Source organism: Mycolicibacterium xanthum (assembly GCF_019710635.1).
Taxonomy (GTDB): Bacteria; Actinomycetota; Actinomycetes; order Mycobacteriales; family Mycobacteriaceae; genus Mycobacterium; species Mycobacterium xanthum.
Genome location: NZ_JAIFZS010000055.1, coordinates 19,599 through 39,311 on the forward strand (window position 1 = coordinate 19,599; position 19,713 = coordinate 39,311).

The window sequence follows — 19,713 nt, forward strand, 5'->3', positions numbered from 1 at the left end:
GCGCTTGCGTTAACAGCCGAAGTAAACCTCGTGCGCTCTGCTGCGCACATGAAACAGGAGTAAGAGCCATGGATTGGCGCCACAAAGCCGTGTGTCGCGACGAAGATCCGGAGCTGTTCTTCCCCGTGGGAAACAGCGGCCCGGCGCTCGCGCAGATCGCGGACGCCAAGCTCGTCTGCGCGCGCTGCCCGGTCACCGCTGAGTGCCTGAGCTGGGCATTGGACTCGGGCCAGGACGCCGGCGTGTGGGGCGGCATGAGCGAGGACGAGCGTCGTGCGCTCAAGCGTCGCAACGCCCGCACGAAGGCGCGCACCGGGGTCTGATCCGCACCAGACAGACAGCGACGGCCCCGACGAAAGTCGGGGCCGTAACTCTGTGAAATCAATTCCGGACGGATTCGCACCATTAACCCGTTTTCGAATTGATGCGCAGAAGTGCGCGCAGAAGTGTCTCGACCGGCCCGCCGGTCCGTACCTGTCTCGACCGACCCCGCCGGTCCGTACCCGTCTCGACCGGACCGCCGGTCAGTACCCGTCTCGACCGGCCCGGCCCCGCCGCCCGACCGGCACCCGCAGGATCACGTCGGTGCCGCCGGTCGGCACGTCGTGCATCCCCAGCGAACCGTCCAACTCGGTCGACACCAGCGTCCGGACGATCTGCAGCCCCAGGCGGTCGGACTTCTCCAGGCTGAACCCGTCGGGCAGGCCCCGCCCGTCGTCGTGGACGACCACGTCGAGCCAGCGGGCGGACCGTTCGGCGCGGATCGTCACGCAGCCCTGCGGGGTGCTGCCGTCGAAGGCATGCTCGATCGCGTTCTGCACCAGCTCGGTGATCACCATGACCAGCGCGGTGGCCCGGTCGGCGTCGAGCACCCCCAACTCCCCCACCCGGTTGATCCGGATCGGGGAATCGGAGATGTTGGGCGCGGCGACGTCGTTCATGATCGGCAGAATGCGGTCGATGACCTCGTCGAGGTTGACCTCCTCGTCGACCGACATCGACAGCGCGTCGTGCACCAGCGCGATCGACGACACCCGGCGCACCGACTCGATCAGCGCCTCGCGGCCCTCGGGGTTGCTGGTGCGGCGCGCCTGTAGCCGCAGCAGCGCCGCGACCGTCTGCAGGTTGTTCTTCACCCGGTGGTGGATCTCGCGGATCGTCGCGTCCTTGGACAACAACGCACGATCGCGCCGCTTGACCTCGGTGACGTCGCGGATGAGGACCGCCGCACCGACCGCGGCCCCGTGCACCACCAGCGGCAACGTGCGCAGCAGCACCGCGGCGCCGCCGGCGTCGACCTCCATGCGCATGCTCGACCCGCCGGCCAGCGAGTCGCGCACGTGGTTGGCCAGTTCCTGGGCCTCGAACGGGTCGGAGATCAGCGGGCGGGTGACGGTGACCAGGTTGCGGCCCTCCAGTTCGGCGGTCAGCCCCATCCGGTGATACGCCGAGATCGCATTCGGGCTGGCGAAGGTCACCGTGCCGGACTCGTCGAGGCGGATGAACCCGTCGCCGGCCCGCGGGCTCGACCGCGACATCGCCAGGTCGCCGACGTTGGGCCAGGTGCCCTCCGAGAGCATCTGCAGCAGGTCCACCGCGCAGGCGACATAGGCGGTTTCCAGCGGGCTGGCCTGCCGCGGCGTCAGCGACGTCTGATGGGTGAGCACCGCGACGACGTCGCTGTGGTAGCGCACCGGAACGGCCTCCACCCGCAGCCCCGCCGCCCCGCCCTGCCCCTCGACGATGGAGCCGTCGATCACACCGGACTCAAACGCCGCGGCCACCATGGGCAGATCCGCGGGCCCGGCGATGGTCCCGACGGCGTCGGCCAGCAGCACCGTCGGGGCGGTGTTCGGCCGCACCTGGGCGACACACACCAGCCGGCCGTCGTCACGGCGCACCCACATCAGGTAGTCGGCGAACGACAGGTCTCCCAGCAACTGCCACTCCCCGACCACCGCATGCAGGTGATCGACGGCGTTGCCGGGCAGCACGGTGTGCTCGGCGAGCAGGTCACCGAGAGTGGACATGGTTCAGGACCGGACCGACGGCAGGGTCGGGCGTGGGGTCCGGATCACCGGCAGCTAGCTGATGATGGCGATCAGATCGCCGGCCTGGATCACGTCGCCGACGGCCACGCTGACCTTGCTGACGGTCCCCGCCACCTCGGCGAGCACCGGGATCTCCATCTTCATCGACTCGAGCAGCACCACGATGTCGCCCTCACCGATCTGATCGCCCTCGCAGACCACGACCTCGAGCACACTGGCCACGATCTCGGCGCGAACGTCCTCGGCCATCTTCACCCCACTCAACTCACCGCCGGCGCTGACGGTCCTATCGAACCACACGATGCTGTGGACGGAGCACCAACCGGCGCGTGAGACAATAGCGGCAACGCCCGGCGGAACGGGCAGTCATCCGCACGACCAACTCGGAGGTAGATCATGGCCAAGCGAGGCCGGAAGAAGCGCGACCGCAAGCACAGCAAGGCCAACCACGGCAAGCGGCCCAACTGCGGCTCGAAGTCAGTGCGCTGACCCCCTGGTAGGCCAACCGCCCGGCACTCGTGGAGTGGCCGGGCGGTTTCGTGTCTGCGGGGGTGCTCAGCCGCGCCGGATGATGGTGGTCTGGCTGATCTGGATGCGCAGCCGCTCGCGCAGGCCGTCGGGGGCGCGCTCACCGCTGCACTTGGTGGCGATCAGGCGCTTCACCCGCTCCTCGATGCCGTAGTAGCGCAGGCAGGTCGGGCACTCCTCGAGGTGGCGGCGCAGCCGGTCACGGGTCTCGACGGTGCACTCGGCGTCCAGCAGCGTCCACACCTCGGCGATCACCGCGGCGCACTCGGGGTGCTCGGGATCCACCGGCCCGACCGGCGGGGACCACCGCTCTTCGGAGTCGGAGGGGTCGGGAGCGCCGCCCGTGCTCTCGGTGCCGCTCATGACGTCACCTCCTCCGGCGCGTCGGACTGCTCACCGCGGAGGAAACCGCGGTCTCGAGCCACATCGGCCAACAACTCGCGCAACTGACGCCTGCCGCGGTGCAGCCGCGACATCACCGTCCCAATCGGAGTGTCCATGATCTCGGCAATCTCCTTGTACGGAAAGCCCTCGACGTCGGCGTAGTACACCGCCATCCGGAACTCCTCGGGCAGAGCCTGCAGGGCTTCCTTGATCTCACTGTCGGGCAGCAGCTCCAGCGCCTCGACCTCGGCCGATCGCAGACCGGTCGACGAGTGCTGGGCGTTGGCCGCCAGCTGCCAGTCGGTGATCTCGTCGGTCGGGTACTCCGCGGGTTGGCGCTGCTTCTTGCGGTAGCTGTTGATGTAGGTGTTGGTCAGGATCCGGTACAGCCACGCCTTGAGGTTGGTGCCCGCCCGGAACGACCGGAAGCCCGAGTACGCCTTGACCATCGTCTCCTGGAGCAGGTCCTCGGCGTCGGCGGGGTTGCGCGTCATCCGGAGCGCACCACCGTAGAGCTGGTCGAGCAGCGGAATCGCATCCCGTTCGAACCGGGCGGTCAGCTCGGCGTCGGTCTCCTCCGGCAGTGACTGTGCGTCCTGGCCTGCGGCTCCATCGAGGGCCGCCTCCGAGGCGAACCCATCGGTGTCGGTCATCGTGGGGAACACCGTCCCTTCTGTAGCGGCGCCACCGATCGGGTCCGGCATGTTCACCGGACGCCGCGGGGCCTGCATGGCCGACGCTGGCACCATAAACCCCTTCTCCCGATCCTAAAGGTCGACACCGACTACACACTCCGGCCGGGCACACCGCCCACCACAGCTGCCGTTGACAACAGCGGCGGCGGCCGTCGTTGTTCCCCGCGATGCGCGCGACGTGCCGCCGCGGCGCCACAGGTCGGGAATGCTCGCCGCAGGTCGGGAATACTCAGTGTCGCCATGGACCTCTCGACCACCCTCGTCGTCGGCGCCGTCGCGCTGCTGGCGGCCGCCACGGTGCTGGCATGGTGGCTGCGCCGGCGCGCGGCACTGCACTCCGCCCTCGACCGGCGCGGCTGGCGGATCACCACCGGCGGTGACGACACCGTCGTCGTCCCGGTTTCCGGCGACTGGACGCTGACGATGAGCCGGTCGTTCGCCGGCCAGATGTCGCCGCCGAGCACCCACATCGTGACCAGCACCTGGGCCTGTCCCAGCCCGGCGACGCTCGGGCCCGTGCTGGTCGCCGGTCCGGCGCCGCCGGCGGAGGTTCGCGAGCTGGCCGCCGGGCTGATCGGGTCGGCACCCGCGGCGGTGACCCGATGGCTGGGCGTCGACAACGTCAGCGACGGCCGGCCGCTGCGCGCCGTCCCGGCCATGGACCAGCGGCTGCTGGTCTTCGTCACCGACGGGATCGGGCCCACCGGGACGATGAGCGCGGTGGCCGACGCGATCTCGGAGTGGTGCTCGGTGTTCGGCGCGGACCGCGAGCAGCCGGTGCTGACCATCGACCCGTCGGGGCTGTCCGTGCGGGTGCGCACCGACGTGCTCGGGTCGGTCGAGACGGCCGACGCCTTCGTCAACCTGGGCATGCGCTGCCGCGGCGCGGTCGGCCGGGCGTGACCCTGGTTCTCGCCTGGGCGGCCATCGCGGCGGCTGACCCGCACCGGCACCCACACCCGCCGCGAATCACCTGGCGCACCGGGCCACGCCGACCCTACTCTGTGCCGGTGGCGCGAGCAGCAACCCCGGCGATCGCAGCCCTGGTGGCGGCCGGTGCCCCACATACCGTGGTGCAATACGTCCACGACCCGCGCGCGGAGTCGTTCGGCGAGGAGGCCGTCACCGCGCTGGCCTCCAGTGAAGGCGTGGAGCCCGAACAGATCTTCAAGACCCTGGTCATGGCGCTGCCGACGGGACTGGCCGTCGCGGTGCTGCCGGTGCCGGCGAAGCTGTCGCTGACGGCGGCCGCCGCGGCGCTCGGCGCGCCGAAGGCCACCATGGCCGATCCGGCGGCCGCGCAGCGTTCCAGCGGCTACGTCGTCGGCGGCATCTCCCCACTGGGGCAGCGCCGGCCGCTGCCCACGGTGGTGGACGCCTCGGCGCTGCAGTTCGACCGGGTGCTGTGCAGCGCGGGCAAACGCGGGCTGGAGATCTCGCTGGACCCGCGGGACCTGGTCCGGTTGACCGGCGCCGTCACCGCCGATATCCGCGCCGGATAGCGGGGCCTAGGCTGGCGGCATGACGCTTGCGGGAAAGACCATGTTCATCTCCGGGGCCAGCCGCGGAATCGGGCTGGCGATCGCCAAACGCGTCGCCGCGGACGGCGCCAACATCGCGCTGGTGGCCAAGACCGCCGAACCGCACCCGAAGCTGCCCGGCACCATCTACACCGCGGCCAAGGAGATCGAGGAGGTCGGCGGCCAGGCGTTGCCGATCGTCGGCGACGTGCGCGACGGTGATTCGGTGGCCGCGGCCGTCGCGGCGACCGTCGAGCAGTTCGGCGGCATCGACATCTGCGTCAACAACGCCTCGGCGATCAACCTGGGCTCGATCGAGGAGGTTCCGCTCAAGCGGTTCGACCTGATGAACGGCATCCAGGTGCGCGGCACCTATGCGGTCTCGCAGGCCTGCCTCCCGCACATGAAGGGCCGGGACAACCCGCACATCCTGACGCTGTCGCCGCCGATCATGCTGGAGCCGAAATGGTTGCGGCCCACGCCGTACATGATGGCGAAGTTCGGGATGACGTTGTGCGCGTTGGGCATCGCTGAGGAACTCCGTGATGCGCGCATCGCCTCCAACACGCTGTGGCCGCGGACCATGGTGGCCACCGCCGCGGTGCAGAACCTGCTCGGCGGCGACGAGTCGATGGCCCGTTCCCGCAAGCCGGAGGTGTACTCCGACGCCGCGTACGCGGTGTTGACCAAGCCGTCCAGCTACACCGGAAACACGCTGCTGTGCGAGGACGTGCTGCTGGAATCCGGTGTCACCGACCTGTCGGTGTACGACTGCGTGCCGGGATCCGAACTCGGCGTGGACCTCTGGGTCGAGGGCGCCAACCCGCCGGGCTACACCGGTCCCTGACCGCGAAAGTGCCTGCTGCGTAGCTGCCGGCGCGCCGGCGCTACCGGGGAAGCACTCTCGCGAGAGCCGGCCGGCCGAAGCGGGCGTGCACGCCCGGCGAGAACAGCGCCCGCAGCCGCGGGCCGGCCACCGCGATGCCCGCGGCAGCTACCAGATCGTCGGCACACTCCTCGACCTCGGCACCCCACAGCGGCCAGGTGGCGTGTTCGTTGGGCAGCCACCAGGTGCGGCCGGCCTTGCGGGTGTGCGCTCCCCAGCGCGCGGTCAGCCACACCTCCAGCGGCGTCGGTTCGACCGGTTCACCCACCCGCACCGTGACGTGGCTGCGCAGCCCGCGCCGCGGCCAGCGCCGGGCGCTGACGTAGGAGATCCGGTCACCGGTGCGGGTGACGCTCATCTTGGCCCACGTGTAGGGCACGCCGAGGCCGACGCGGGTCACCGGCACCACGGCCAGCCGCTGGCTCTCCAGCGAGCGGAACAGCACGCCGTGGCGCCCGGCGTCGTCGACCGAATAGAGCCGGACGTTGGTCTCGGCGAAGGCGCCGAAGTAGGGCAGCGGCAGCGCGGTGCCGATCCGGGTGTGCCGCATGACGAACGGCACCAGCGCCACGTAGGTCAGCCCGTCGAACACGTCGGGCCGGGTGCCCGCCGGAAACAGGTGAGCGACCGCCGACGGCTCGACGGGCCAGTGCAGGAAGGTCAGCTCGGCCCAGAACTGGTCGAACAGCACCGGCCGCGGCAACGGCGGCGCGACCACCGGATACCCACCATGCACCCGGTCATCGTGGCACGCTGTTGCCGTGTCATCGCCGACAATGTGGTCCGGCGGCCGCTACCAGGCCGTCGGCGAACGCATCGCGCACATCGCCGGGCAGGTCGTCGACGCCGTCGGGCGGCGCCGGCCGCTGCCCGGCGCCGAGGTCGTCGACCTGGCATGCGGCACCGGCGCCGCCGCGCTGGCCGCGGCCGCCCGCGGCGCCCGGGTGACGGGGGTGGACATCACCCCCGCGCTGCTGGCCATCGCCGGGCAGCACGACACCGGCAACACGGTGACCTGGCAGACCGGCGACGCCGCCGACACCGGGCTGCCCGCCGCATCGTTCGATGCGGCGGTGTCGAACATGGGCATCATCTTCGTCGAGCCGGACCGCCAGGTCGCCGAGATCAACCGGCTGCTCAAACCCGCCAGCGTGCTGGCCTTCTCGGCGTGGATGCGCGACGTGGACAACCCGCTGCACGACCCGGTGGTCTCGGTGCTCGGGCCCCCGCCCGCAACGGGTTTCACCCCCGACCAGTGGGGCGACACCGACGTCGTCACCGATCGCCTGGCCCCCTTCTACGACGACATCGAGCTGCACCACGGGGTGCACCACTGGGAGTTCGCCTCGATGGCGGCGGCGCTGCATTTCCTGTGCGAGGAATCCCCGGTGCACGTGGAGACGTTCCGGCGCGTCGACGTGGCGACCCGGCAGCGGCTGGCGTCGGCGTTCGAGGTGGCGCTGCGCCCGTACGTCGTCGCCGGCGGCGCGGTGGCGTTCGCCACGCCCTATGTGGTCGTCAGCGCTCAGCGGGCCTGATAGAGGATGCCCCGGCCGATCGCCTCGCGCACCACCGGCATCGCGGCGGCGGCCAGCGCAGCGGCGTCGACGCCGTGCGACGCCGCGAGCAGATCGATGAGCATGCCCAGCGGCACCTGGCCGCGGCAGCCGGCCAGCAGCGCCCGCGACACCTCGTCGACGCCGATCACCGCACCGGGCCCGCCGGGTCGGCGCACCGCCGACCCGACGACCTGCCAGCCGTCCGGGCCGGGCAGCGACGTCTCCTCGAGGAACACCGGCGCGGTCGACAACCGCGCGGCCAGCAGCTGCTCGTCGGTGGTGTCGTGCAGGTACTCGCGGCGGGCGAAGAACGCGGCCACCTCGGGCCCGGTGGGCGCCTCGTCGGCGCCGGTGATCTCCTCGAGCACGCACTCGGGGTCGCCGCGCTCCCCGACCCGCGGCGCCCGCACCGCGATCACCCCCATGCCGATCCCGGTGATGCGCTGATCGCCGAACCAGTCCAGCCACTGCCCGCCGCGCGCGGCGGCGTCCTGCGCGGATTCCCCGGCGTCGGAGGTCCACAGCGTGACGTAGCTGACCGGGTCGGCCAGCTCGCGCTGCACCACCCAGGCGTGTAGCCCGGTGCCGGCCAGCCAGCCGCCGACCCGCTCGCGCCACGCCCCGTCCTTGTCGCCGCGCACGATCCAGTTGGCCATGATCTGCGCGGTACCACCCGGCTCGAGATGATCGGGCAGCTGACCGATCAGGCTCTCGCACAACGCATCCCCGGCCATGCCGGAGTCGCGGTAGAGGTAGTCGCGGGCACCGGCGCCCACCACGAACGGCGGGTTGGACACGATCAGCCCGAAGCGCTCGCCGGCCACCGGTTCGAACAGGCTGCCGGCCCGCAGGTCCCAGGCCATCCCGTTGAGCCGGGCGGTGGCCGCGGCCAGCACCAGCGCGCGCTCGTTGGTGTCGGTGGCCACCACCTGCTCGCAGTGCGCGGACAGGTGCAGCGCCTGGATCCCGCAGCCGGTGCCGAGGTCCAGCGCACGTTCGACCGGGTCGCGCATCACGGCGCGGGCCAGCGACACCGAGGCGCCGCCGATGCCCAGCACGTGATCGCGCTGCACCGGCCCGGGCCGCAGCGCCGCGTCGAGGTCGGACACCACGAAGAAGTCGCGCTCACCGTCGCTGTGCGGGCGAATGTCCAGCGCGGCCCGCACCGTCGTCGGGGAGGCCTGCTCCAGCACGCCGTTGGCCAGCAGTGCCCCCACCCCGGCGCCGGGCAGCGCCGCCTCGACCGCGTGGCGGGGCTCGTCGGCGCCGAGCAGGAACAGCCGGGCCAGCACCGCCAACGGCCGCCGGTCGGTGTCGGCCCGCTCGGTGGCCCGCCACGCCGGCCACCACACCCCGCGGGCGAACGCGGCGTCGGCGCCGGCGCCGGCGCCGAACAGCGCGGCCACCCCGTCGGTGGTGTAGCCGGCGGCGCGCAGCCCGGCGCCCAGCGCGTCCAGGACCGCGGTGTCGTGCAGCGGCCCGGCCGCCGTCACAGCAGCGTGCCTTGCACGGGTTCGGGCTCGACGGGCTCGATCAGCTCGGGTCCGTTGTTGCGCACGCTGTTGACCAGCCGCGACACCTCACGGATGTCGATGCGGTCCAGGTCGCCGTGGCCGCGCAGCAGACCCTGGTCGATCGGGGCGTCGGGGTCCAGCCAGTGGTCCCAGTCCGGCTCGCTGATGGTCAGCGGCATCCGGTCGTGGATGTCGGCCAGCGGACCGACCGAATCGGTGGTGATGATCGTGCAGCTCAGCAGCGGCCGGCTGTCCTCATCCGCGCCCTTGGGCCGCCAGGTCGACCACAGGCCCGCCATGAACAGCGGCGCACCGTCGTCGGCGTACATGTAGTACGGGGTCTTGGCGCCCTTCTGCCCCTTCCACTCGTACCAGCCGTCCATCGGCACCAGGCAGCGCTTGGTCTTGGCCGACCCGCGGAACGCCGGCGACGTGGCGACCGTCTCGGAGCGGGCGTTGATCAGCAGCGGCCCCTTGGTGTCCGGGCCGCCGTCCGCGGCGGTCTTGGCCCACGGCGGCACCAGGCCCCAGCGCATCAGCCGGACCCGGCGGGTGGATTCGTCGTCGGGTTCGGTGTGCCGCTTGACCACGGTCGCGACGGCGGTGGTGGGCGCGACGTTGTAGTTGGCAGTGAACGCAGCGCCGTCCTTGCCGGCCGCGCCGTCCTTGCCCGCGCCGGTGGTCTCGTCGATCGCCTTGATCTTCTCCGCCAGCAGCGCCGGGTCGGTGGTCGCCGCGAATCGCCCGCACATGGTTCTCATGCTTCCAGACGCCGCGATTTCGGCGTGAATGTCGCCGCTGAGGGTGCGTTCGCACACCGAAATCGCGGACAGGCAACAATGGGGAACCGTGAGCATCTGGCCGGCCCCGTCGACGGCGACCCCCGTGCACGCCACCGTCACCGTGCCCGGCTCCAAGTCGCAGACCAACCGGGCGCTGATCCTGGCCGCGCTGTCCGACGGGCCGTCGACCGTCAGCGGGGCGCTGCGCAGCCGCGACACCGACCTGATGATCGGCGCGCTGCGGACGCTGGGGCTGCGCGTCGACGCATCCGACACCGACCCCACCGAGCTGACCGTCTCCGGGGCGATCGACCCGGCCCCGGGTAGCCGCATCGACTGCGGCCTGGCGGGAACGGTGCTGCGGTTCGTGCCGCCGGTCGCCGCGCTGGGCACCACGGCGGTGACGTTCGACGGCGACGAGCAGGCCCGCGCCCGCCCCATCGCGCCGCTGCTGGCCGGGCTGCGCGGCCTCGGGGTCGGCGTGCAGGGCGACGGGCTGCCGTTCACCGTGGCCGGCCGTGGCGAGGTGCCCGGCGGCACCGTGGAGATCGACGCGTCCGGGTCCTCGCAGTTCGTCTCCGGGCTGCTGCTGTCGGGTGCCGGGTTCACCGACGGGCTGACCATCGTGCACACCGGCGAGTCGGTCCCGTCGGCGCCGCACATCGCGATGACCGTGTCGATGCTGCGCGAGGCCGGCGTCGACGTCGACGACGCGCAGCCCAACCGGTGGCGGGTGGCGCCCGGGCCGATCGCGGCGCGGCACTGGCGCATCGAACCGGACCTGTCCAACGCGGTACCGTTCCTGGCGGCCGCGGTGGTCAGCGGCGGAGCGGTCCGGATCACCGGCTGGCCGCCGGTCAGCATCCAGCCGGCCGGCGACATCCTGTCGATCCTGCAGAGCCTGGGCGCGGCGGTGCGTCGGGGCGACGCGTATCTGGAGGTGCAGGGCTCGGCGAGCTATGGCGGTATCGACGTCGACCTGCACGACGTCGGGGAACTCGCCCCCTCGGTGGCCGCGCTCGCGGCGCTGGCGGTACCGGGGTCGGTGTCGCAACTGCGGGGCATCGCGCACCTGCGCGGCCACGAGACCGACCGGTTGGCCGCGCTGAGCACCGAGATCACTCGCCTCGGCGGGCAGTGCGAGGAGACCGCCGACGGGCTGACGATCACCGCGCGGCCGCTGCACGCCGGCGTCTGGCATTCCTACGCCGACCACCGGATGGCCACCGCGGGCGCGATCATCGGGCTGCGGGTCCCCGGCACCGAGGTGGCGGACATCGGCACGACGGGCAAGACGCTGCCCGACTTCCCCGGGATGTGGGCGGACATGCTGTCCGGCCAGACCGCGGACCTGAAGGTCGGCGATTGAGCCGTCGCGAGTACGACGAGTCCGATGTCCGGGTGCGACCCGGCCGGGGCTCGCGGCCGCGGACCAAGACCCGCCCCGACCACGCCGACGCGCAGGCCGCCATGGTGGTCACCGTCGACCGGGGCCGCTGGGGTTGTGTGCTCGGCGGCGACCCGCACCGCCGGGTCACCGCGATGCGGGCCAGGGAGCTGGGCCGCACCCCGATCGTGGTCGGCGACGACGTCGACGTTGTCGGCGATCTGTCCGGCCGGACCGACACGCTGGCGCGCATCGTGCGCCGCGGCGAGCGGCGCACGGTGTTGCGGCGTACCGCCGACGACACCGACCCGACCGAGCGCGTCGTCGTCGCCAACGCCGACCAGCTGCTGATCGTCGTCGCGCTGGCCGACCCGCCGCCGCGCACCGGCCTGGTCGAGCGGGCGCTGATCGCGGCCTACGCCGGTGGCCTGGATCCGATCCTGTGCCTGACCAAGACCGACCTGGCCCCCGCCGAACCGTTCGCCGCGCAGTTCGCCGACCTCGACCTGACGATCACCACCGCGGGCCGCGACGATCCGCTGTCCGCGGTGACGGCGCTGCTGACCGACAAGGTCACCGCGCTGCTCGGGCATTCCGGTGTGGGCAAGTCCACATTGGTGAACCGCCTTGTGCCGCAAGCGGACCGGGCCACCGGCGAGGTCACCGACATCGGCAAGGGCAGGCACACGTCCACCCAGTCGGTGGCGCTGCCGCTGCAGACCGGCGGCTGGGTGATCGATACCCCGGGCATCCGGTCGTTCGGGCTGGCCCACATCGAACCCGACGACGTGGTGCTGGCCTTCTCCGACCTCGCCGAGGCGATCGACGACTGCCCGCGCGGCTGCGGGCACATGGGTCCGCCGGCCGATCCGGAGTGCGCGCTCGACCAGCTGACGGGCGCGGCGGCCGGTCGGGTCGCGGCGGCGCGCAGACTTCTGGCCGCACTTCGGGAAGGCTGAACCCCGGGGCCGACGTTGTGGTCGGGGGGCGGGTTTGCGGCGGGCGTGCACCGGGCACGCTGCCGGCGAAGGAGGAGTGGCAGTTGAGCCAACAGTTGAGCAAGGTACCCACGATCGCGTTGAACGACGGCACGAGCATCCCCCAGCTGGGTTACGGCGTCTTCCAGATTCCGCCCGACGGCACCGCCGCCGCGGTCAAGACCGCACTGGAGGTCGGCTACCGCCACATCGACACCGCGGAGATGTACCAGAACGAGAAGGGCGTCGGCGAGGGAGTGCGCGCCTCCGGGCTGGACCGCTCGCAGGTGTACATCACCAGCAAGCTGAACAACGGTTTCCACAAACCCGACGATGCCCGCCGCGCGTTCGACGCGACGATCTCGGCGCTGGGCTTCGACGGTGACGACGCCTATGTGGACCTGTTCTTGATCCACTGGCCGCTACCGACCCTCTACGACGGCGATTACGTGTCGACGTGGAAGACGCTGGAGGAATTCGCCAAGGACGGCCGCACCCGCAGCATCGGGGTGTCCAACTTCCAGGTGGCCCACCTGGACCGGCTCGCCGCGGAGACCGGCACGGTGCCGGCGGTCAACCAGATCGAGGTGCACCCCTATTTCGGCAACAACGAGGTGCGGGCCTACGGCGCCGAGCACGGCATCGCGACCGAGGCGTGGTCGCCGATCGCCCAGGGCCGGGTGCTCGGCGACCCCGTCATCACCGGCGTCGCCGAGAAGATCGGCAAGTCCCCGGCGCAGGTGGTGCTGCGCTGGCACATCCAGCGCGGCGACATCGTGTTCCCGAAATCGGTGACGCTGCAACGCATCAAGGACAACCTGGCGCTGTTCGACTTCGAGCTGGGCGCGGCGGATTTCGATGCGATCTCGGACCTGGACAAGGGCGAGGCGGGCCGTATCGGCCCCGACCCGGACGTCTTCGACTACGTCCCGGCGTAAGTGCCGGGTTGCCGTTGGGACTGCGCTGAGTTGCCGTTGGGACTGCGCTGAGGGCGGGATCTTCTCGAAGATTCCCGCCCTCAACGCAGTCTGAACACAGGGGCCGCGCAGCCTCAAAGCAGAGGCACGCAGCCTCAGCGCGTCACGCCGCCAGATCCTGGCGCTTGGCCCGCTTCTCGGCGGCCTTCTCGGCCCGCTTGGCCCGGCGGTTCGCCCGCACCGTCGCGATGGACGACTTCAGGCCGCTGCGCTGCCCCGGCTCGAGCCCGTCGAACATCCGCTCGCTGCGCGTCTCGGGCGCATCGTCGGCGGTGTCGCTGAGAAACCGGTCCGGCAGCGACAGCTTGGCGATCGTGCGCCACGTCTTGCCGTACTGCACCAGGAACGACCCTGTGGTGTAGGGCAGGTCGTACTTGTCGCAGATCTCGCGGACCCGCAGCGAGACCTCGTAAAGCCGGTTGCTGGGCAGGTCGGGATACATGTGGTGCTCGATCTGGTGGCACAGGTTGCCGCTCATGAACCGCAGCGCCGGGCCGTTCTCGAAGTTCGCGCTGCCGAGCATCTGACGCAGGTACCACTCGCCCCGGCTTTCACCGGCCATGTCGGTCTTGGTGAATTTCTCTGCGCCGTCCGGGAAATGACCGCAGAAGATCACGGCGTTGGACCACACATTTCGGATCACGTTGGCGATCGCGTTGGCCTTCGCCGTCGATTTGAACGTGGCGTGCGGCGACAGTGCGGTCAGCGCGGGAAACGCGAGGTAATCCTTGGCCACCTGGTGACCGGCCTTGGTGGAGAACTCCCGCACCCGGATCAGCGTGGCGTTGCGGTCGTCGCGGCCCTTGAAGATCTTGCCGAGCTCCAGGTGCTGCAACCCGACGCCCCACTCGAAGCCGACGGCCAGCATCGTGTTGTAGAACAGGTTGAGCAGGTTGAACGGCTTCCAGCGCTGGTCCCGGGTGACGCGGAGCAGGCCGAAGCCCACGTCGTCGTCCATGCCCAGGATATTGGTGTACTTGTGGTGCATGAAGTTGTGGGTGAAGCGCCAATGCTTGGAGGCCCCGCCCATGTCCCATTCCCACGTGGAGGAATGAATCTCGGGATCGTTCATCCAATCCCACTGGCCGTGCATGACGTTGTGGCCGATCTCCATGTTCTCGATGATCTTGGCCACGCCCAGCGTGACGGTGCCGGCCCACCAGAACCGGCGCTTGGAGCTGCCTGCCAGCAGCAGCCGGCCCGCGACCTCCAGCGCGCGTTGGGCGGCGATGGTGCGCCGGATGTAGCGCGCGTCGCGCGCACCGCGGGAGTCCTCGATGTCCTGGCGGATCGCGTCGAGCTCGCGGGACAGGCTCTCGATGTCGGCATCGGTGAGATGCGCGAACTCGGGAACGTCGGTTATTGCCATGGTTCAACCTCCTCTCGTCTACCTACGCTAGCGTAACCTACGACTCCGTAGGTTACTACCCGGTAAAGCCTAGACATCGAGCACACAATCCCCCGATGCCGCCGAGACACAGGTCTGCACCCGGGTGCCGGGCTCGTGCTCGGCCCCGGTCCGCAGATCGCGCACGTGCCCGTCGAGCAGACCCACCACACACGACTGGCAGATACCCATCCGGCAGCCGAACGGCATCTGGATGCCGGCCTGCTCGCCGGCGTCCATCAGCGAGGTCGCCCCGTCGATGGTCACCGACCGCCCGGCCCGGGCGAACTCGACGGTGCCGCCGCTGCCGTGCGCGGCCGTCCTGGCGGCGGCGAACCGCTCCAGGTGCAGCCGCTCGGCCAGGCCGGCGTCGGTCCAGGTTCGTTCGGCCGCCACGAGCATCGCCTCCGGACCGCACGCCCAGGTCTGGCGCTTGCGCCAATCCGGCACCACGTCGTCGAGCCGAGCCAGGTCGAGCCTGCCCTCGGTCCGCGTCGACCGCAGGTGCAGCCGGTAGCCCTCGTTGCGGTATCCCAGCTGCGACAGCTCCGCAGCGAAGAGCACGTCGGCCTCGGTGGGCGCCGAATGCACGTGCACGACATCGCCGAGCTGACCCCTGCGGACCAGCGTACGCAGCATCGCCATCACCGGCGTGATCCCCGACCCCGCGGTGAGGAACAGCACCGCCGCGGGCGCCGGGTCGGGCAGCACGAAGTTCCCCTGCGGCGCAGCGAGTCTGACGATCGTGCCCGCCTCCACCCCGCCGACCAGGTGCGTCGACAGGAACCCCTCGGGCATGGCCTTGACCGTGATCGTGATCGTCTTCGAGCCCTTGCTGGAGATCGGGCTGGACGTCAGCGAGTAGGACCGCCAGCGCCACCGGCCGTCGACCAGCAGGCCGATGCCGATGTACTGGCCGGCCTCGTAGTCGAACGAGAACCCCCAGCCGGGCTTGATGACCAGGGTGGCGGAGTCGACGGTCTCGCGCCGCACCTCGACCACCTTGCCGCGCAGCTCGCGCGCCGACCACAGCGGGTTGGCCAGCTTCAGGTAGTCGTCGGGCAGCAGCGGGGTGGTGATCCGGCCGGCGATGGTGCGCAGCGCGTGCCAGCCGGGGTTGTCCTTCGCGCCGGCGATGGTGGGTCGGATGGTGTCGACCACTTTGGCCGTCGTCTTGATGGAGTTCTTGGCCATGGCGGCTCCTGCCCGGGGATCTGGTTGCAGCCCGAGGGCCGCGCTCAACCTACGGTACCGTAACTTACGGTGCCGTATCCAGCCCTTCAGAGCAGTTCCAGCAGGAACTGCAGCTCCTGTGGCGCGTACCACGCCAGGTCGTGGTCCTGCGCATCGCCGACCGTGAGCTCGGCGTCCTCGTCCCCGAGGTCGGCGGCATCGATCACCTCGATCGCGGCTTCGACCGCCGGCTCGGCCCCGGCGTTGTCGACATAGGCGGCGATCACCCGGTCGAGCGGGATCGCGCCGGCGACCCGAACGACGGCGTCGTCGAGGTCGGGCCGCAGCGTGACCTCGGCGTCGTCGGCGTCGGCCTCCAGCACCGCCCGCCGCGGCGGCAACTCCCCGGTCGCGCCGTCGGCCAGCAGCCGCAGCGACGCCAGCGCCGCGTCGCGCAGTGCGACATCGGCCAGCTCGTCGTCGTCACCGTGCGAGTAGGCCTCGCGCAGCGTGGGGGTCACCGCGAATGCCGTCCCGTTCACCGGACGCAGCGAGGCGTCGGCGACGAACTGCTGCAGCATGGCGAGGGTGACCGGGACGAAGACACGCACGAGAGGAAGGGTAACCGCGCACGCGAGGAGCAGATGAAGACACCGCGCACGCAAGGAGCGAAAACGTCACCGCGCACGCGAGGAGCGAAAACGTCACCGCGCACGCGAGGAGCACCGGTTACTGATTGACGTCGCCGATCAGGGTCGCGACGTGGTCGGGCACGTAGGTCGACAGCTCGCGCGGCGGGCGCTGGTACTCACCGGTGAACACCAGCCGCGTCGGCAGCTTCACCTTCGGCACGTGCACGTCGTGGTAGTCGATGGTGGACAGCAGGTGCGCCATCATGTTCAGCCGGGCGTGCTTCTTGATGTTGGACTCGACGACGAACCACGGGCTCAGCGGGGTGTCGGTGTGCACCATCATCTCGTCCTTGGCGCGCGAGTAATCCTCCCACCGGTACACCGACTCCAGGTCCATCGGGCTGAGCTTCCACTGCCGCACCGGGTCGTTCATCCGCGACCGGAACCGCTTCAGCTGTTCGTCGTCGGACACCGAGAACCAGTACTTGCGCAGCAGCACACCGTCGTCGATCAGCATCTGCTCGAAGATCGGCGTCTGGCGCAGGAACAGCATGTGCTCGGCCGGGGTGCAGAACCCCATCACCTTCTCGACGCCGGCGCGGTTGTACCAGGACCGGTCGAAAAGCACGATCTCGCCCTTGGCGGGCAGATGGGCGATGTAGCGCTGGTAATACCATTGGCCCCGTTCACGATCCGACGGTGCCGGAAGCGCGGCGATGCGGGCGACGCGCGGGTTCAGATATTCGGTCATCCGTTTGATCGTGCCGCCCTTGCCGGCGGCGTCGCGGCCCTCGAAGACGATCACCACGCGGGCGCCGGTCTCCCGGACCCACTCCTGAAGCCGCACCAATTCCGTTTGGAGACGGAACAGTTCGGCTTCGTAGATGTCGTTGGCGATCTTCTTGCGCTTCTTCTTTCCGGCCTTCTTCTCAGCGGTGTCGCCGGACTCCTTCTTGCCCACCCGCAAATCTTAGTTTGTTCACCGCGATTTCACCGGCCTGACCAGGAACTCAGCCGAAACTCACTGCGCGGCGTCGACCAACTCCTCCAGCGATTCGCGCAGCAGGCCGGGCAGCATGTCGACGTCGCTCATGGCATCCCGGTCGGCGTTGATCCCGAAGTAGAGCATGCCGTTGTAGGACGTGACGCCGATCGCCAGCACCTGGTTGTGCAGCAGCGGCGGAACGGCGTAGGTCTCCAGCAGCTTGGTGCCCGCGACGTACATCTGCTTCTGCGGGCCAGGCACGTTGGTGATCAGCAGATTGAACAGACGGGCCGAGAAGCTGGTGGCGACCCGGATGCCCATCGCGTGCAGCGTCGGCGGGGCGAACCCGGACAGCGTCACGATGGTGCGGGCGTCGACGAGGCTGGCCGCCGTCGAGTGCGACTCGGTGGCGTGGGTGATCTGCGACAAACGCACCACCGCGTTGGCCTCCCCGACAGGCAGGTCCACCAGGAACGGTGACACCTCGCTGATCGCCTGGCCGGGGCTGGTCGAGTCGATGTCGGCATCGGGGTACACCGACATCGGGGCCATGGCACGCACGGTCGTCGTCGAGGTCACCGGCTCCCCGCGGGACAACAGCCAGTTGCGCAGCGCGCCGGCGACGACCGCAAGCACCACGTCGTTGATGTCGCAGTCGTATCGACCGCGCACCATCCGGAACTCGTCGAGGCTGCCGGATGCCACCGAGAAACGGCGGTTGCGCGACACCCTGGTGTTCAGCGGGCTGTTCGGGGCGGTGCCGCGGGCGGCGGTGCGGGCGATGTCGGCGACCCGGCGCCCGAGATCGAGCAGTTGCTCGCTGTTGGTCACGGTCTCGCGGACCGCCGAGCGCACCGCGGCGGCCTGGGCGCTCGGCCCGGTGATCCATTCACCGAGCGCGCCCATCAGCAGTCGGCGGTCGCTGGGTTCGCGTGCCGGGATCCAGATGTCCTCACCGAACACCGGCGGTTTCTGGGTCCGGTCGGCGATCACATGACCGATCTCCAACGCGGTCATGCCGTTCACCAGCGCCTGATGCGACTTGGTGTAGATCGCGACCCGGTTCTTGGCCAGCCCCTCGACCAGGTACATCTCCCACAGCGGCCGCGACTTGTCCAGCGGCCGCGACCCCAGCCGCGCCACCAGGTCGTGCAGCTGGGCGTCGCTGCCCGGCGACGGCAGGGCGGAGCGACGGATGTGGTAGGTGATGTCGAAGTCACGGTCGTCGATCCACACCGGCCGGGCCAGCCCGAACTTCACCTCCCGCACCTTCTGCCGATAGCGGGGAATCTGCGGCAGCCGGTGTTCGACGGTTTCGAGCAGGGTTTCGTAGCTCAGCCCGTTGCGGGGTTTGCGCAGGATCTGCAGTGACCCGACGTACATCGGCGTCGACGAGTTCTCCAACCGGTAGAACGACGCGTCAGACGCCGACAACCTGGTCACCACTGCGGTGCCGCCTCCCTCGAGTTCCCCGACCCGAACGGTCAGACCCCGACACGTTATCCGCAGATTCCGTACCCGCGCACAACGGGTGCGCTCCGGGGTCCGACGGGCGTGCGATCATGGGGTGGTCTGCTCCTCTCCAGCAGATCCCCCCGCGCGACGCCGTCCGCGGACCCGTCGATCGCTGGAGAACATTGATGACCGCATCCCCGATCTCGCCGGACCAGTCCGCCCTGTGGACGACCGCCCCGGTCATCGATTACGAGCCCGCACCGGTGAGCCCGCAGGCCGACCCGCCCTGCCCGGGGCCGTTACCTGCGTCGCTGCACCGTCGTCCGCGGCGTGTCCACCGGCCCCGCGAAACACCGCCGCCGCGGGCCGCGGTGGTCTTCGCCGAGACCGCGCTGCGGCAGGTGATCGAGGTGATCGACCGGCGCAGGCCGGTCGCGCAGCTACGCCGGCTGATGACCCCGGTGCTGGTCGACTACGTCATCGGGCGCGCGGGCACACCACAGCGCGGCAGCGCGACACTGCGCCGGGTGCGGGTGCGCGGTGTGGACACCGGCGGCGAGCCCACCGCGGCGGAGGTGTTCGCGACGTTCGTCCGCGCCGGACGGGTGCACGCCGTCGCTGCGCGCATCGAGCCGCACCGCGACCGCTGGCGCTTAGTGGCGCTGCAGATCGGCTGATGTCAGCGGCGGGAACGTTCAGACCGCTGGGCCTCGTTCAGACCGCTGGGCCTCGTTCGGACTGCACCCACGGCGGCGGCTACTCGAACTTTCCCGCCCTGAGCGCAGTCTCAACGGGTCACGCTGGTGGCTACTCGAACTTTC

The 19,713-nt window shown here is 70.4% G+C and carries 22 protein-coding genes; 10 read left to right on the top strand and 12 right to left on the bottom strand.

Translation table 11 applies throughout. The features are described from left to right. The first annotated feature begins 68 nt into the window (after nt 1-68). Complete coding sequence (whiB1, locus tag JDV09_RS20125; RefSeq protein WP_221370905.1) at nt 69-323, top strand: transcriptional regulator WhiB1; 255 nt, start codon at nt 69-71, stop codon at nt 321-323. A 201-nt stretch (nt 324-524) separates the two neighbouring features. On the opposite strand, the gene JDV09_RS20130 is transcribed toward whiB1, so the two are convergent. Then, nucleotides 525-2,030, bottom strand: a complete 1,506-nt coding sequence (locus JDV09_RS20130) for a two-component system sensor histidine kinase PdtaS (protein ID WP_221370906.1) — start codon at nt 2,028-2,030, stop codon at nt 525-527. A gap of 54 nt (nt 2,031-2,084) precedes the next feature. After that, nucleotides 2,085-2,300 carry a biotin/lipoyl-binding carrier protein gene (locus JDV09_RS20135; RefSeq protein ID WP_221370907.1) on the bottom strand — a complete coding sequence of 72 codons (216 nt, stop codon included), beginning with the start codon at nt 2,298-2,300 and terminating at the stop codon, nt 2,085-2,087. A 147-nt stretch (nt 2,301-2,447) separates the two neighbouring features. On the opposite strand from JDV09_RS20135, the gene JDV09_RS27540 reads away from it, so the two are divergent. Then, nucleotides 2,448-2,540 carry a 50S ribosomal protein bL37 gene (locus JDV09_RS27540; protein WP_104863173.1) on the top strand — a complete coding sequence of 31 codons (93 nt, stop codon included), beginning with the start codon at nt 2,448-2,450 and terminating at the stop codon, nt 2,538-2,540. A 66-nt stretch (nt 2,541-2,606) separates the two neighbouring features. Here the strand turns inward: JDV09_RS27540 and rsrA are convergent, their stop codons facing one another. Beyond that, on the bottom strand, nt 2,607-2,942 hold the full coding sequence (rsrA, locus tag JDV09_RS20140) for a mycothiol system anti-sigma-R factor (RefSeq protein WP_221370908.1): 336 nt from the start codon (nt 2,940-2,942) through the stop codon (nt 2,607-2,609). Then, nucleotides 2,939-3,616, bottom strand: a complete 678-nt coding sequence (locus JDV09_RS20145) for a sigma-70 family RNA polymerase sigma factor (RefSeq protein ID WP_372452978.1) — start codon at nt 3,614-3,616, stop codon at nt 2,939-2,941. Before JDV09_RS20145 ends, rsrA begins: the two co-directional genes overlap by 4 nt. Before the next feature lie 282 nt (nt 3,617-3,898). Between JDV09_RS20145 and JDV09_RS20150 the strand changes: the two genes are divergently transcribed. The 3 genes from JDV09_RS20150 to JDV09_RS20160 all read left to right on the top strand — a co-directional run bounded on the left by JDV09_RS20150 (nt 3,899) and on the right by JDV09_RS20160 (nt 6,025). Then, on the top strand, nt 3,899-4,561 hold the full coding sequence (locus JDV09_RS20150; protein WP_221370909.1) for a hypothetical protein: 663 nt from the start codon (nt 3,899-3,901) through the stop codon (nt 4,559-4,561). 107 nt (nt 4,562-4,668) lie between these two features. Next, nucleotides 4,669-5,160 (top strand): aminoacyl-tRNA deacylase, encoded by a 492-nt coding sequence (locus JDV09_RS20155; RefSeq protein WP_221370910.1) that lies wholly within the window; start codon nt 4,669-4,671, stop codon nt 5,158-5,160. Between the two features lie 19 nt (nt 5,161-5,179). Continuing rightward, entirely contained in the window at nt 5,180-6,025 is an 846-nt protein-coding gene (locus JDV09_RS20160; RefSeq protein ID WP_221370911.1) for an SDR family oxidoreductase, read from the top strand. 40 nt (nt 6,026-6,065) lie between these two features. Here the strand turns inward: JDV09_RS20160 and JDV09_RS20165 are convergent, their stop codons facing one another. Then, complete coding sequence (locus JDV09_RS20165; protein WP_372452983.1) at nt 6,066-6,842, bottom strand: YqjF family protein; 777 nt, start codon at nt 6,840-6,842, stop codon at nt 6,066-6,068. On the opposite strand from JDV09_RS20165, the gene JDV09_RS20170 reads away from it, so the two are divergent. Further along, the gene (locus tag JDV09_RS20170; RefSeq protein ID WP_308124182.1) at nt 6,826-7,602 is read left to right on the top strand and encodes a class I SAM-dependent methyltransferase; all 777 of its coding nucleotides are present in this window, start codon (nt 6,826-6,828) and stop codon (nt 7,600-7,602) included. The two genes, JDV09_RS20165 and JDV09_RS20170, sit on opposite strands and share 17 nt — an antisense overlap. On the opposite strand, the gene JDV09_RS20175 is transcribed toward JDV09_RS20170, so the two are convergent. Further along, nucleotides 7,590-9,116, bottom strand: a complete 1,527-nt coding sequence (locus JDV09_RS20175; protein WP_221370912.1) for a DUF7782 domain-containing protein — start codon at nt 9,114-9,116, stop codon at nt 7,590-7,592. The genes JDV09_RS20170 and JDV09_RS20175 overlap by 13 nt on opposite strands. Then, on the bottom strand, nt 9,113-9,889 hold the full coding sequence (locus JDV09_RS20180; RefSeq protein WP_221370913.1) for an SOS response-associated peptidase: 777 nt from the start codon (nt 9,887-9,889) through the stop codon (nt 9,113-9,115). Before JDV09_RS20180 ends, JDV09_RS20175 begins: the two co-directional genes overlap by 4 nt. A 37-nt stretch (nt 9,890-9,926) precedes the next feature. Between JDV09_RS20180 and aroA the strand changes: the two genes are divergently transcribed. The 3 genes from aroA to JDV09_RS20195 all read left to right on the top strand — a co-directional run bounded on the left by aroA (nt 9,927) and on the right by JDV09_RS20195 (nt 13,221). Beyond that, complete coding sequence (gene aroA, locus JDV09_RS20185; RefSeq protein ID WP_221370914.1) at nt 9,927-11,288, top strand: 3-phosphoshikimate 1-carboxyvinyltransferase; 1,362 nt, start codon at nt 9,927-9,929, stop codon at nt 11,286-11,288. Beyond that, complete coding sequence (gene rsgA / locus JDV09_RS20190; protein ID WP_221370915.1) at nt 11,285-12,265, top strand: ribosome small subunit-dependent GTPase A; 981 nt, start codon at nt 11,285-11,287, stop codon at nt 12,263-12,265. Before aroA ends, rsgA begins: the two co-directional genes overlap by 4 nt. Nucleotides 12,266-12,360: 95 nt before the next feature. Then, nucleotides 12,361-13,221, top strand: coding sequence for an aldo/keto reductase (locus JDV09_RS20195; protein ID WP_221370961.1), 861 nt, complete (start codon nt 12,361-12,363; stop codon nt 13,219-13,221). A gap of 142 nt (nt 13,222-13,363) precedes the next feature. Here the strand turns inward: JDV09_RS20195 and JDV09_RS20200 are convergent, their stop codons facing one another. The 5 genes from JDV09_RS20200 to JDV09_RS20220 all read right to left on the bottom strand — a co-directional run bounded on the left by JDV09_RS20200 (nt 13,364) and on the right by JDV09_RS20220 (nt 18,883). Next, the gene (locus JDV09_RS20200) at nt 13,364-14,629 is read right to left on the bottom strand and encodes a fatty acid desaturase family protein (RefSeq protein WP_221370916.1); all 1,266 of its coding nucleotides are present in this window, start codon (nt 14,627-14,629) and stop codon (nt 13,364-13,366) included. Between the two features lie 69 nt (nt 14,630-14,698). Further along, a complete protein-coding gene (locus JDV09_RS20205; RefSeq protein ID WP_221370917.1) occupies nt 14,699-15,841 on the bottom strand; it encodes a ferredoxin reductase in 1,143 nt (380 codons plus the stop codon). 86 nt (nt 15,842-15,927) lie between these two features. Beyond that, complete coding sequence (locus JDV09_RS20210; RefSeq protein ID WP_372452980.1) at nt 15,928-16,431, bottom strand: DUF6912 family protein; 504 nt, start codon at nt 16,429-16,431, stop codon at nt 15,928-15,930. Nucleotides 16,432-16,549: 118 nt separating this feature from the next. Continuing rightward, nucleotides 16,550-17,350 (bottom strand): polyphosphate kinase 2, encoded by an 801-nt coding sequence (gene ppk2, locus JDV09_RS20215; protein ID WP_372452984.1) that lies wholly within the window; start codon nt 17,348-17,350, stop codon nt 16,550-16,552. A 123-nt stretch (nt 17,351-17,473) separates the two neighbouring features. After that, the gene (locus JDV09_RS20220) at nt 17,474-18,883 is read right to left on the bottom strand and encodes a WS/DGAT/MGAT family O-acyltransferase (protein WP_221370919.1); all 1,410 of its coding nucleotides are present in this window, start codon (nt 18,881-18,883) and stop codon (nt 17,474-17,476) included. Nucleotides 18,884-19,077: 194 nt separating this feature from the next. On the opposite strand from JDV09_RS20220, the gene JDV09_RS20225 reads away from it, so the two are divergent. Further along, on the top strand, nt 19,078-19,569 hold the full coding sequence (locus JDV09_RS20225) for an Rv3235 family protein (RefSeq protein WP_221370920.1): 492 nt from the start codon (nt 19,078-19,080) through the stop codon (nt 19,567-19,569). Nucleotides 19,570-19,713 lie beyond the last annotated feature (144 nt).

Bases quoted from the DNA above. Each gene is read 5' to 3' on its own strand.
- whiB1 (WP_221370905.1), top strand. From the start codon at position 69: ATGGATTGGCGCCACAAAGCCGTGTGTCGCGACGAAGATCCGGAGCTG.
- JDV09_RS20130 (WP_221370906.1), bottom strand. From the start codon at position 2,030: ATGTCCACTCTCGGTGACCTGCTCGCCGAGCACACCGTGCTGCCCGGC.
- JDV09_RS20135 (WP_221370907.1), bottom strand. From the start codon at position 2,300: ATGGCCGAGGACGTTCGCGCCGAGATCGTGGCCAGTGTGCTCGAGGTC.
- JDV09_RS27540 (WP_104863173.1), top strand. From the start codon at position 2,448: ATGGCCAAGCGAGGCCGGAAGAAGCGCGACCGCAAGCACAGCAAGGCC.
- rsrA (WP_221370908.1), bottom strand. From the start codon at position 2,942: ATGAGCGGCACCGAGAGCACGGGCGGCGCTCCCGACCCCTCCGACTCC.
- JDV09_RS20145 (WP_372452978.1), bottom strand. From the start codon at position 3,616: ATGACCGACACCGATGGGTTCGCCTCGGAGGCGGCCCTCGATGGAGCC.
- JDV09_RS20150 (WP_221370909.1), top strand. From the start codon at position 3,899: ATGGACCTCTCGACCACCCTCGTCGTCGGCGCCGTCGCGCTGCTGGCG.
- JDV09_RS20160 (WP_221370911.1), top strand. From the start codon at position 5,180: ATGACGCTTGCGGGAAAGACCATGTTCATCTCCGGGGCCAGCCGCGGA.
- JDV09_RS20180 (WP_221370913.1), bottom strand. From the start codon at position 9,889: ATGTGCGGGCGATTCGCGGCGACCACCGACCCGGCGCTGCTGGCGGAG.
- aroA (WP_221370914.1), top strand. From the start codon at position 9,927: ATGTCGCCGCTGAGGGTGCGTTCGCACACCGAAATCGCGGACAGGCAA.
- JDV09_RS20200 (WP_221370916.1), bottom strand. From the start codon at position 14,629: ATGGCAATAACCGACGTTCCCGAGTTCGCGCATCTCACCGATGCCGAC.
- JDV09_RS20205 (WP_221370917.1), bottom strand. From the start codon at position 15,841: ATGGCCAAGAACTCCATCAAGACGACGGCCAAAGTGGTCGACACCATC.
- JDV09_RS20225 (WP_221370920.1), top strand. From the start codon at position 19,078: ATGACCGCATCCCCGATCTCGCCGGACCAGTCCGCCCTGTGGACGACC.